Origin of the sequence: Mammaliicoccus sp. RAM2, assembly GCF_045897195.1 — a bacterium.
GTDB lineage: Bacteria > Bacillota > Bacilli > Staphylococcales > Staphylococcaceae > Mammaliicoccus > Mammaliicoccus sciuri.
This window is the reverse complement of sequence record NZ_JBJNWI010000006.1, coordinates 78,742-89,942: the sequence shown is the minus strand read 5'-3', so window position 1 is coordinate 89,942 and position 11,201 is coordinate 78,742. Positions and strand designations below refer to the sequence as shown.

Sequence of the window (11,201 nt, the reverse complement as noted above, 5' to 3'; positions counted from 1 at the left end):
AAAGCCACCGTCTTTTTAACGGGCTCATGGGCAACGTGTGACAGCACGTTGCCTTTTATGTATATATTATAAAATAAATACATATATTTTGTCTATTATAATACTGAAACAATGTTACAAATAATGGGAATTTGGTATAATATAACAGAGCAAGTTAGATAGATGGTGGCTAACCTAAGTATAAAGTGAGGTGATGCTTATGAAAGTATCAGCAAAATCTTTAGAAAGGAGATGCCCTTAGTGTTTTCAATTGTCGATGTGATGAACTTAATATTTAGTTTCGGTAATTTTATCGTACTATTATTAGGTTTAGTAATCGCAATTATAAAATTAAACACAAAAAATAACCATCGCTAACTTTGGAGAGGCGATAGTTATTTAATAACTAATAAATTTTCCACCGTCTTTTTAACGGGCTTATTGGCAGCGTGTGACAGCACGTTGCCTTTTTCATTTACATAATAGCACAATTTGGCATATTTTGTCTATTGAAGTCCAAACATAATGTTACAAATAATGGGAATTTGGTATAATATAACAGAGCAAGTTAGATAGATGGTGGCTAATCTAAGTATAAAGTGAGGTGATGCTTATGAAAGTATCAGCAAAATCTTTAGAAAGGAGATGCCCTTAGTGTTTTCAATTGTCGATGTGATGAACTTAATATTTAGTTTCGGTAATTTTATCGTACTATTATTAGGTTTAGTAATCGCAATTATAAAATTAAACACAAAAAAATAACCATCTCTAACTTTGGAGGTTTAGATGGTTATTTTTAACATAATCAAAAATCCACCGTCTTTTTAACGGGCTCATAGGCAATGTGTGACAACACGTTGCCTTTTTCATTTACATAATAGCATAATTTGGTATATTTTGTCTATTTCTGTTGAGTAATCATATGAATATTTAATTTCCATAGTTCCTTAAGAAGTACATGAATATCATATTCTATGCAAAAATTAAATAACGATTATAAAATTTAAGAATATTAATTATATAATTAAGTATTTTATTAATGCTTTATGAATGTTAACCTTAAATTATACAAAAAGCAAAGGAGTATAGTGATGAAACATTCAAATTTATTATTTGCACCAACTTTAAACAACTATAGAGAACGACCTAAGTGGTTGATGAATTTGATTTTGGTCATTATTTTATCAGTTGCTTCAATATGGATTACATCAATAACAACTGATCTTACTGCTGATTTAAAAGAAGCTGGATTAAGTGAAACTGAAATTGATCAAATGTCTACATTTACTACAGTATTTGCATACATAGGTGGTATTTTAGCACCAATTATAGGCATTGCTTTTTCGTTTCTAATTTTTCTTATCATCTCAAAAATTATGAAATCTGATGTGAAAGCTTCAAGTTTATTCGCATCTGCAACGCTTGTGAAATTAATTACAACAATCTTTAATCTCATCGTTATAGTTATAATGGCAATTGTAGGTTTAGATCCAGTTAAATACTCTATTACAAGCTTAGCAGTATTTAGTCAAAGTAATGATTATCTCGGTGTATTTGATTTATCAACATTATTAGCAGCATATTTATTTGGAGTTGTATTATATGCAACAAGTAGATTTAAAGGAAAGACAGTAGTAATATGGACTGTGATTTATCTTGTTGTCGTAGTTGGAATAGGTTTAATTCAAGCAAGTATATAATGAATTGATCAATAAAGCCCGTTTTCAAGGAAACGGGCTTTAAATATTATTTATAATTTTTTAAGTAATACGCGCCACCTAAAAGTCCAACAGGAATCCCAAATAAAGGTGTGATGAGGACACTTAAGACAACAACCGCAACTAGTACAACTGCGATATTATAACCCGTTAATTCTAACTCAAGTAAATCGTTGAAACTTTTCTGAAGTAATTCTTTTACTTTCATGCTTAACCCTCCATTGATATTCTTTCTTATAATTTATGTGAGATTATTCATTTCATATTATACCATCTCATATAATTACTGGTAAAACAGATATCATTTTCATCTCTTTAATATATATGATTACCATAATTGTGTATAAAATGTTACATTTATATTATAAAGAAATATATTATGAATATCATAAGTTTTTGAGTCTTTAAAATAATATTAACAACGAAAGAGGTATATCACATGGGTTTTTATATAATGTTACTTTCATTTATATTAGGTTTAGTTATAGTAGTAGTTGGTATAAAACGTAGAAAAGAGCATAATATTTATAAAGGATCTATAGTTGTTGGTGCAGTTCTTATTATCTTTGCTATTTATTTAGGATGGCCAAAATAAAGAATAATGTACTAAAGGGTGAATCTTTATGAAACAAATTATTTTATTAATATTAATAGCAGGTATACTTCCAGTTATTGCAACTAATTTAGAAGGAAGTTTAACTAACTTATCTGCTGTATTATGGGGAGTTTCAATATTTCTCTTTATAATAGCTGCATATAAAGTAGTAAAAAAGGTCATGAATTAGGGTGGCTCTTTTAATAAAAACAGACGATACACTCTATGTCTTTATCTCTTATTTAAGTGAAATGTGACGGAGTGTATCGTTATTTTATATTTATACATTTTGATTTTGAGATTTTAACTTTTTAGAAGTGATGATATTGACGATTAACCAAACGAGTTGTGTTAAGAATGGAATGATAAAAAGTGTTGCCATGATACCGATAGAGAACCATTTTAATTCTGTTGTTTGCACAGCTCCAGTGGCATCGACTTCTCTAAACCATAAAAAGATTGAGAACGTTAAAAATGCACCAACTTCAATGATTGTTAAAATCCACCACAATACCCAAGATACTTTCATGAGAATGCCTCTTTTCAGTATATTTATAGAATATAATATTATATGTTACATTATCATTCGTTTAGTATATTAGCAATATGAATCAAATTTTTATATATTTAAATTGTTATCATATATTTAGGCGGTGATTCATATTGAAATATGATGATATTATTCAAAAAACTATATTCTGGATAGAAGACAATTTACAAGAAGATATAACTACTAAAGATATTACGAATATTGCTGGCTTTTCAAAATATCATTTCCATAGAATATTCTTAGCATATACTGGAGTTTCATTTACAAATTATATTAGGAGAAGAAGAATTACTCAGTCAGCTCAAATGTTATTAAATTCAAAGCATAAAATTATAGATATAGCTATGTATTATCGATTTGAATCTCAAGAAGCTTTTACTAGAGCATTTAAAAAATATTATGGATTACCTCCCGGACAATACAGAAAAATAATGAAAGATGTAAAAATAAAAGGAGGAAAATATAATATGAAAAATGATATTAAAGGTTGGTTTCTAAGTGGTAGTAATCCAGATGATTATGTGATGAGTATTGATTATGAAGTTGTTTATCAAGGTAAAGTTTCAGCAAGGTTAGAATCAAGAAATAATAAGAGAAATAATGGTTTTGCTACTATGATGCAACAGTTCAATGCTAAGAAGTATCTTAATAAACGAATGAAATTATCAGCATTTATTAAAACAGATAAAGTTATTGAGTCTACTGGCTTGTGGATGAGAGTAGATGATAAATATGAAGATATTTTGCAATTCGATAATATGTCAAATAGACAAATTAAAGGTACAAATAGTTGGAATATTTACTCTGTAGTATTAGATATTCCTGAACAAAGTGAAGTGATTTCTATGGGCATTTTATTAAATGGCTCTGGTAAAGTTTGGGTTGATAATATTAAATTTACAAACGTAGATTTAAATATACCTTCTACAAATATGTCCATGGAGAGAAATTTATTAGATGAACCAATCAATTTAAGTTTTGAAGATTAGTATGAGTTTGAGGAGGGTTATAGTGGTTAAGAATTTAATGGAATGGGTTGCGTCTATCGTTGTTGCTATTGTAGTGGCGTGGCTTATTACGACTTTTTTATTTAGTAGATATGAGGTGCATGGACAGTCTATGTATCCTACGTTTAATGATAAAGACAATTTGATTGTTAGTAAAATTTCGAAAACGCTTGGTACGATTGATAGAGGTGATGTGATTATTTTTCATGCGAATGAAGAAAAGGATTATATTAAGAGATTAATAGGTGTACCTGGTGACACTGTCAGATATAAGAATGATCAATTATATATCAATCATGAAAAAGTTGCAGAACCTTATTTAGATTTTAATAAGAAGCATAAATTCACGGAATATTTAACGGAAAACTTTGATGTATCAGATACAAAAAATTCTGAAGGTGAAAAAGTAATTCCAGAAGGTAAATATTTAGTCCTCGGTGATAATCGTTTGAATAGTAATGATAGTCGCCAAGATGTTGGGCTCATTACCGACGAACAAATTGTAGGAAAAGCTAAAATAAGAATTTTACCAACGAATAATATGAAATATGACTTTTACGCTGATTCGTTTGATCATGTAAATGAGAATTGATTGGAACAATATGCTAAACTTTAATTAACTGCATGTAGACTTTATAGAATAGGATGAGGCTAATGTCATTTGAGATTGAGACTTTAGATAAAGAGAAGAATATAGATTTGATTACAATCTATGATGAGCGTTCAAAGGTTCAATTCACGAATTTTGGTATGCGGATTGTCGATTGGAAAATTGATGGTAGATCCGTTATCCTTGGTCCGACTGAAAGTGATGATTTAATAGAATATTATGAGCAAAATCCTTATTTCTTTGGTGCGACTGTTGCAAGATATGGTGGCAGAATTGAAGATGGTCAGTTTGTATTAAATGGTGAATCCTATCAGCTTGAACAAAATGATGGTGTGCATAATTTACATGGTGGTTCTAATGGGTTGCATACTCAAGTGTTTGATTATGACATTGTTAATGAAGATGATATTGTCCGTATTGTATATCATGTAGAATTGAAATATTCAGTTGATCATTTCCCAGGTGATATTAATATGACTGTAACACATCAATATGATTTAACGAATTTGAAATGGACAATTATATATGAAGCAACGAGTACTGAAGATACTTTATTGAATCCGATGAATCATGTGTATTTTAATTTGAATGAAACAAATGCATCTATTGAAAACCATCAACTTCATCATAACGTTCGATTATATCCGCTAAAGGATAATCAAATTGTGGAATCTCTCGATACAGAGAATATTAATGTAGAAATTGGGAAAGATAGTATAACTTTTAAAGATATATTCGAAAGTGGATTACAACAAATCAAGCAATTTAATGGTATTGATCATCCAGTGAAATTAGAAGATGGCACTTTCAAAGTGTCGAATGATAAATTGGAACTTGAAATGACGACTAATCAGAATGAAGTTGTCATATTTACATTGAACGATGTAAATTGGAATGATCTCAAAGACTCTATTCATGTACATAGTGGCTTTACATTAGAAACGCAATCACTACCTAATGATATTAATTTATTAAATGAATCAGCACCATCAATTTTAAGAAATGGCGACACATTTAATAGTGTCACAAGTTATCAAATCAATTATAAGAAATAGTTTATATAATAGAAGACAATCATACTTTCATAACCAACCTTGTATAGAAGCGTTGGTTATGAAAGTATTTTTTATGTCATAGTTATCAATGGCTATCATATATAATGTCTTTTAGTTTTAAAATAGCAGGTTCGATATCATCTCGATTTATTTTCGCAAATCCAATAATAAGTGTCTTAAATGGTGTGTTTTCAGGTTCATCAGCCATGAAACGTCTAATCGTATATAATTCTATACCGTGGTCATGCGCTTTTTGTTCAATCTCTTGATAACTTAAGTCTGTCTTAATATTAATTAGAAAATGAAGACCTGCCTCCATGTCGTATATCGAGACGTCTTCTTTAAATGATCTTTTTAATACTTTTAGAAAAAGCTCTCTCTTTTCAGTATAAGTATGATGCATTTTACGAATATATTTCTCATAGTTTCCGGATTTAATAAATAAATGTAGGGCGTAAGCATTTATTAAGCTTAAATCTGTAATGGATGTATCTGTTATCGCATCAAATTTATATAAAAGTGGATAGGGTAAGACCATATAGCTTATTCTTAAACTTGGCATTAATGTTTTCGCGAATGTACCTAAATATATGACACGTTCATTCTTATCTAAACTATATAATGAAGGAATATTATCTGTACCATATTTATATTCACTATCATAATCGTCTTCTATAATATATTTATTATGTTCAGTTACCCAGTTGAGTAATTCAATTCTTCTTGAAATTGGCATAATGGTTCCTGTTGGAAATTGATGTGAAGGTGTTGTCACGACAAAATCAGGCTTTGCCTGTTTCACATGTTCAACAGATAAACCTTTGTTGTCTAGTGGGATATTAACGACATCCTGTCCCATGCCGATAAATAGCTTTCTCATTCGAGAATATCCAGGATTTTCAATAGCGATTTTTTGATTGTTTGAAAATGCTTTGAATAAGCTGCTTAATAAGTTCGCTGTACCTGAGCCGACAACGATTTGTTCAGGGTAACAAACGACACCTCTTTTGTATGAAATCAATTGAGCGATTGATTTTCTTAGCTCAAGCGGCCCTTTATATACAGGGATTTCTGACATTTCATGTTTGAAAAGATGAAAAGCTTCTTTCACGTATTTAGACCATAAGTCTATTGGAAACTGTGAGATGTCTGTTGTCATATGCGATAAAGAATAACGATATGAAGATTTAATTTGAGTTGGGTTATTGTTTAAAGGTTGCGTAATATGTTGATCTTGAATGATTAACTTATTTAATGCCTCAACAAAGTAACCTTGTCTTTCCTTTGTGTAAATATAACCCTCAGCAAAAAGTTGTTCATAAGCATTCTTGACAGTGTTAATACTGACATTTTGATCAATTGAAAGTTGTCTTTTGGATGGTAATTTTTCGTGACTATTATATTTTTGAGAGAGTATATCTTGTTTTAATTTGAGATAAATTTCTCTATATTTGTAAGTTTGAGTCATATCGTTCGCCCCTTTGGTACTATTAAAAATTAAAAACTGGTACTTTTCATTATACCAATCTTTTTTTAATATGTACTAAATAAACAATAGGAGGGATTTTGATGGGTAAGACTCAAGAACAATTAGAATCTTTACGTAACGAATATGTAGCAAGAGGTGTCAGTAATGGTAATACACATATTGCTGATTTTGCAAAAGGGGCAACAGTTACAGATAAAGACGGTACAGAGTGGATTGACTTTGCAGGAGCAATTGGTACGTTAAACGTTGGTCATTCACATCCTAAAATAACTGAACATTTAAAAAACGAGCTTGAAAGATTTATTTTACCTGGTTTCAATGTGATAATGTATGAAAGTTATATTAAATTAGCAGAGAAATTAGCAGAAATTACACCAGGTGACCATAAAAAGAAAACAGTATTACTAAATTCTGGCGCAGAAGCAGTAGAAAACGCTGTAAAAATCGCTAGAAAATATACAGGTAGACAACAAGTTGTATCATTTGTTAGAGGCTTTCACGGAAGAACAAATTTAACAATGTCTATGACAAGTAAAGTAAGACCATACAAATTTGGCTTTGGCCCATTTGCACCAGAAGTATATCAAGCGCCATATCCTTATTTAGCAGATAAACCTGGAGGATTAAGTGATGAGGCATACATAGATTCAGTCATTAAAGATTTGAAGAATTTCTTTATCGCAACAGTGGATCCTTCAGAAGTAGCATGTGTTGTGATTGAGCCAGTACAAGGTGAAGGTGGATTTATCATTCCAGATAAGAAATTTATTCATGCATTAAAAGACATATGTGAAGAACATGGTATCGTATTTATTGCAGATGAAATTCAAACAGGCTTTGCACGTACTGGTAAGACATTTGCAATTGAGCATTTTGATGTTATTCCAGACTTAATGACTGTTTCAAAATCTCTAGCAGCAGGATTCCCATTAAGTGGTGTTGTTGGACGAAGCGAAATTGTCGATAGCCCAAATCCAGGCGAAATTGGTGGTACATATGCAGGAAATCCACTTGCATGTGAAGCAGCATTAAAAGTAATTGAAATTATTGGAGAAGAAAACTTAAATGCTAAAGCTGAACAACTTGGCGCAACAATTCAATCAAGATTAGAAGCATTTAAATTAGAGCATTCATTTATAGGAGATATTCGTAGATTAGGCGCAATGGTCGCAATGGAAATTGTCGATCCAGAAACGCAATCACCTGATAAAGTTAAAACGTCACAAATCGTTAAAGCAGCAAATGAAAATGGTTTATTATTATTATCAGCTGGTATTAACGGAAATGTGATTCGATTTTTAGCACCGTTAGTCATTACAGATCAAGAATTAAACAAAGGATTATCAATCTTAGAATCTAGTCTTTAAGAAATTTGACTAATAAAAATGGGGTATAATTATGAATTCTCAATTTAATAAATCAATGAACATAGCAGACGTACTATTTCTCGCGATTGGCGCCATGCTTGGATGGGGCTGGGTTGTTCTTTCGGGAGAATGGATTTCACAAGCAGGATTTCTAGGTAGTATTATCGCATTTGTAATTGGTGGATTATTAGTAATTTTTATTGGATTAACATACGCAGAGCTTGCCTCTGCAATTCCTGAAACAGGTGGCGGATTTGTATTCGTTAAGAAAGCATTTAGTCCTGGCGTAGCATTTATATCTGGTTGGTCAGTATTATTTGGTTATGTATCTGTTATTACTTTTGAAGCAGTCGCATTGCCAACTGTTATTGACTATGTCATACCATTTGAACATTCTGGTTTATTATGGAATTTAGCTGGCTGGGATGTTTACTTAACTTGGGTACTCATCGGTTCTATAGGTAGTGTTATATTAACATCATTAAACTACTTTGGCGTTAAACCTGCTGCAGTTATGCAAACTGTGTTTACAATATTTATTGTTGGCGTAGGTTTATTATTATTCTTTGGTGCTGGTTTCAATGGTGACTTTACACATCTTAAACCATTGTTTAATGGTGGTGTAGGTGGAACAATGTCTGTTCTAATCATGATTCCATTCCTATTTGTAGGTTTCGATGTTATTCCACAAATAGCTGAAGAAGTAAAAGCACCTTCTAAAAAAATAGGTGGTATTTTAGTTATCTCTATTATAGCATCAGTTATCTTCTATTTATTAATTGTGTTTGGTGTTGCAACTGGTTTAACACCAAGTCAATTAAGTACAAGTGAATTAGCAACGGCAGATGCAATGGTGAATTTATTTGGATCAAGTGGATTTGGTATATTACTCGTATTAGGTGGGATTGCTGGTATTATCACAAGTTGGAATGCATTTATTATCGGTGGTAGTCGTATTTTATATGCGATGGCGAAAAATAATATGATTCCTAAGTGGTTTGCATACATTCACCCTAAATACAAAACACCAACACACGGTATTATATTCCTTGGTGTTTTAGCATTTGTTGCACCTTTATTAGGTCGTCCTGCATTAGTATGGATTGTTGATGCTGGTGGCATCGGTGTTGTATTAGGTTACTTATTAGTTGCATGTGCATTTTTGAAATTAAGAAAAAGTGAACCTAATTTAGAAAGACCATATCGTATTAAAAGTGGTAAAGTAGTTGGTTGGATTGCTGTAATTTTAAGTATTGCGTTTATCGCAATCTATTTACCAGGAATGCCGTCATCACTTATTTGGCCACATGAATGGATTATTGTATTCGTATGGTATGGCATAGCAGCAGTCTTATATTTAACAAAATCAAAAGGGGATGAAGTATTTGAAACAGCTAAAAGTATACAATCCAGCAACGAATGAAGTCGTTAAGACGATTCCTTATACTTCTGAAGAAGAAGCAATTCAACAAATTGATAAAGCACAAGTTGCATATGAATCATGGCGTGAAAAAGACGCTCATGAACGTTCATCACTTTTATTAAAATGGTATCAATTAATTGATAAATATAAAGAAGAATTAGCAGAATTAATTACTCTAGAGAACGGTAAACCTTATAAAGAAGCATTAGGCGAAGTTGCTTACGCAAATAGTTACATTCAATGGTATCAAGAAGAAGCAAAACGTATTTATGGTAAGACTATACCTGCTAATCAAAAAGGTAAAAAAATTATCACTGATCCGTTCCCAGTAGGTGTTGTTGGTGCAATTACTCCTTGGAATTTCCCAGCAGCAATGATTGCGAGAAAAATGGCGCCAGCATTAGCAGCAGGTTGTACAATTGTTTGTAAACCGGCTTTAGAAACACCACTAACGACGATAAGAATGGTTGAATTGGCACATGAAGCGGGTATCCCTGAAGATGCCATTCAATATGTTGTATTAAGTGGTAAAGACGCAGGTAGAATATTTACTGAAAGTCCAATTATACAGAAGATAACATTCACAGGATCTACACCAGTAGGTAAACATTTAATAAAAGATTCTGCAAATACAGTTAAAAATGTCACGATGGAATTAGGTGGATTAGCACCAGTTATTGTTCATAAAGATGCAGATATTGAACTAGCAGTTGATCAAACAATCGCGACTAAATTTAGAAATTCAGGACAAACTTGTATAAGTGCAAATAGAATTTATGTACATCAAGATATAGAACAAGCTTATACAGAACGTTTAACTGAAAAAGTAAATGCATTAAATGTAGGAAATGGCTTAGAAGAGGGTGTTGAAATGGGTCCACTCATTAATCAACAAGCTGTAGATAAAGTCATCGACCAAATTGAAGATGCCGTACATCATGGTGGAGAATTGTCATTACCATTAGAACAATTAAAATTAGGTGGAAATTTCTTAAAGCCAGTCGTTATCAGACAAGCAAATCTTGATATGAAAGTGATGCATGAAGAAACATTCGGACCAATCGCTGCAGTCATGGCATACGAAGACTTAGATGACATTATTAAAGTTGCCAATGATACAGAATATGGTTTAGCCGCTTATTTCTTCACGAATGACTATCGTACAGGCTTTGATATTTATAAGAAGCTTGATTTCGGTGTGATAGGTTGGAATGATGGTGCGCCATCAGCAGCGCATGCGCCATTTGGAGGATTTAAAGAAAGTGGATATGGCCGTGAAGGTGGTATCGAAGGTATTGAACCTTATTTAGAAACTAAATATTTATCAATCGGTAATATGTAATAAATGAACCCCCTAAAAGTGACCACTTTTAGGGGGTTCTCATATGTATCTATTTCTAGAATACAC

The 11,201-nt window shown here is 31.6% G+C and carries 14 protein-coding genes; 11 read left to right on the top strand and 3 right to left on the bottom strand.

The genetic code is table 11. The features are described 5' to 3' along the window. The first annotated feature begins 240 nt into the window (after nucleotides 1–240). From ACJTHF_RS10150 to ACJTHF_RS10140, 3 genes are all read left to right on the top strand, one after another. Nucleotides 241–357 (top strand): putative holin-like toxin, encoded by a 117-nt coding sequence (locus tag ACJTHF_RS10150; protein WP_081047123.1) that lies wholly within the window; start codon nucleotides 241–243, stop codon nucleotides 355–357. 276 nt (nucleotides 358–633) lie between these two features. Next, entirely contained in the window at nucleotides 634–741 is a 108-nt protein-coding gene (locus ACJTHF_RS10145; RefSeq protein WP_078355049.1) for a putative holin-like toxin, read from the top strand. A gap of 329 nt (nucleotides 742–1,070) precedes the next feature. Continuing rightward, nucleotides 1,071–1,679, top strand: a complete 609-nt coding sequence (locus tag ACJTHF_RS10140; RefSeq protein WP_078355050.1) for a YIP1 family protein — start codon at nucleotides 1,071–1,073, stop codon at nucleotides 1,677–1,679. Nucleotides 1,680–1,725: 46 nt separating this feature from the next. Here the strand turns inward: ACJTHF_RS10140 and ACJTHF_RS10135 are convergent, their stop codons facing one another. Continuing rightward, nucleotides 1,726–1,905 carry a VraH family peptide resistance protein gene (locus ACJTHF_RS10135; protein WP_048541552.1) on the bottom strand — a complete coding sequence of 60 codons (180 nt, stop codon included), beginning with the start codon at nucleotides 1,903–1,905 and terminating at the stop codon, nucleotides 1,726–1,728. 231 nt (nucleotides 1,906–2,136) lie between these two features. On the opposite strand from ACJTHF_RS10135, the gene ACJTHF_RS10130 reads away from it, so the two are divergent. Further along, entirely contained in the window at nucleotides 2,137–2,292 is a 156-nt protein-coding gene (locus tag ACJTHF_RS10130; RefSeq protein ID WP_037590088.1) for a hypothetical protein, read from the top strand. A 28-nt stretch (nucleotides 2,293–2,320) separates the two neighbouring features. After that, nucleotides 2,321–2,482 (top strand): hypothetical protein, encoded by a 162-nt coding sequence (locus ACJTHF_RS10125; protein ID WP_153653627.1) that lies wholly within the window; start codon nucleotides 2,321–2,323, stop codon nucleotides 2,480–2,482. Nucleotides 2,483–2,572: 90 nt separating this feature from the next. Here ACJTHF_RS10125 and ACJTHF_RS10120 read toward each other — a convergent pair whose 3' ends face one another. After that, nucleotides 2,573–2,821 carry a DUF3923 family protein gene (locus ACJTHF_RS10120; protein ID WP_058590813.1) on the bottom strand — a complete coding sequence of 83 codons (249 nt, stop codon included), beginning with the start codon at nucleotides 2,819–2,821 and terminating at the stop codon, nucleotides 2,573–2,575. Nucleotides 2,822–2,955: 134 nt separating this feature from the next. Between ACJTHF_RS10120 and ACJTHF_RS10115 the strand changes: the two genes are divergently transcribed. The 3 genes from ACJTHF_RS10115 (at nucleotide 2,956) to ACJTHF_RS10105 (ending at nucleotide 5,514) form a co-directional block, all read left to right on the top strand. Continuing rightward, a complete protein-coding gene (locus tag ACJTHF_RS10115; protein WP_078355051.1) occupies nucleotides 2,956–3,831 on the top strand; it encodes a helix-turn-helix transcriptional regulator in 876 nt (291 codons plus the stop codon). 22 nt (nucleotides 3,832–3,853) lie between these two features. Continuing rightward, on the top strand, nucleotides 3,854–4,441 hold the full coding sequence (lepB, locus tag ACJTHF_RS10110; RefSeq protein ID WP_058590812.1) for a signal peptidase I: 588 nt from the start codon (nucleotides 3,854–3,856) through the stop codon (nucleotides 4,439–4,441). A gap of 62 nt (nucleotides 4,442–4,503) precedes the next feature. Then, nucleotides 4,504–5,514 (top strand): hypothetical protein, encoded by a 1,011-nt coding sequence (locus ACJTHF_RS10105; RefSeq protein ID WP_078355052.1) that lies wholly within the window; start codon nucleotides 4,504–4,506, stop codon nucleotides 5,512–5,514. Nucleotides 5,515–5,599: 85 nt separating this feature from the next. Here ACJTHF_RS10105 and ACJTHF_RS10100 read toward each other — a convergent pair whose 3' ends face one another. Beyond that, entirely contained in the window at nucleotides 5,600–6,982 is a 1,383-nt protein-coding gene (locus tag ACJTHF_RS10100) for a PLP-dependent aminotransferase family protein (RefSeq protein ID WP_058590810.1), read from the bottom strand. 101 nt (nucleotides 6,983–7,083) lie between these two features. Here ACJTHF_RS10100 and gabT point away from each other — a divergent pair, with 101 nt between their 5' ends. Genes gabT through ACJTHF_RS10085 form a run of 3 tightly spaced genes read left to right on the top strand, consistent with a single transcriptional unit; the run spans nucleotide 7,084 to nucleotide 11,135 of the window. Beyond that, on the top strand, nucleotides 7,084–8,370 hold the full coding sequence (gene gabT, locus ACJTHF_RS10095) for a 4-aminobutyrate--2-oxoglutarate transaminase (protein ID WP_232156793.1): 1,287 nt from the start codon (nucleotides 7,084–7,086) through the stop codon (nucleotides 8,368–8,370). Between the two features lie 31 nt (nucleotides 8,371–8,401). Beyond that, nucleotides 8,402–9,793, top strand: a complete 1,392-nt coding sequence (locus ACJTHF_RS10090; RefSeq protein ID WP_025904436.1) for an APC family permease — start codon at nucleotides 8,402–8,404, stop codon at nucleotides 9,791–9,793. Further along, on the top strand, nucleotides 9,756–11,135 hold the full coding sequence (locus ACJTHF_RS10085) for an NAD-dependent succinate-semialdehyde dehydrogenase (protein WP_232156791.1): 1,380 nt from the start codon (nucleotides 9,756–9,758) through the stop codon (nucleotides 11,133–11,135). The genes ACJTHF_RS10090 and ACJTHF_RS10085 overlap by 38 nt, the downstream gene beginning before the upstream one ends. Nucleotides 11,136–11,201 lie beyond the last annotated feature (66 nt).

Excerpts from the sequence above, each read along its gene's own strand:
- ACJTHF_RS10140 (WP_078355050.1), top strand. The coding sequence starts at position 1,071 with ATGAAACATTCAAATTTATTATTTGCACCAACTTTAAACAACTATAGA.
- ACJTHF_RS10135 (WP_048541552.1), bottom strand. The coding sequence starts at position 1,905 with ATGAAAGTAAAAGAATTACTTCAGAAAAGTTTCAACGATTTACTTGAG.
- ACJTHF_RS10130 (WP_037590088.1), top strand. The coding sequence starts at position 2,137 with ATGGGTTTTTATATAATGTTACTTTCATTTATATTAGGTTTAGTTATA.
- ACJTHF_RS10125 (WP_153653627.1), top strand. The coding sequence starts at position 2,321 with ATGAAACAAATTATTTTATTAATATTAATAGCAGGTATACTTCCAGTT.
- ACJTHF_RS10120 (WP_058590813.1), bottom strand. The coding sequence starts at position 2,821 with ATGAAAGTATCTTGGGTATTGTGGTGGATTTTAACAATCATTGAAGTT.
- ACJTHF_RS10105 (WP_078355052.1), top strand. The coding sequence starts at position 4,504 with ATGTCATTTGAGATTGAGACTTTAGATAAAGAGAAGAATATAGATTTG.
- ACJTHF_RS10100 (WP_058590810.1), bottom strand. The coding sequence starts at position 6,982 with ATGACTCAAACTTACAAATATAGAGAAATTTATCTCAAATTAAAACAA.
- gabT (WP_232156793.1), top strand. The coding sequence starts at position 7,084 with ATGGGTAAGACTCAAGAACAATTAGAATCTTTACGTAACGAATATGTA.
- ACJTHF_RS10090 (WP_025904436.1), top strand. The coding sequence starts at position 8,402 with ATGAATTCTCAATTTAATAAATCAATGAACATAGCAGACGTACTATTT.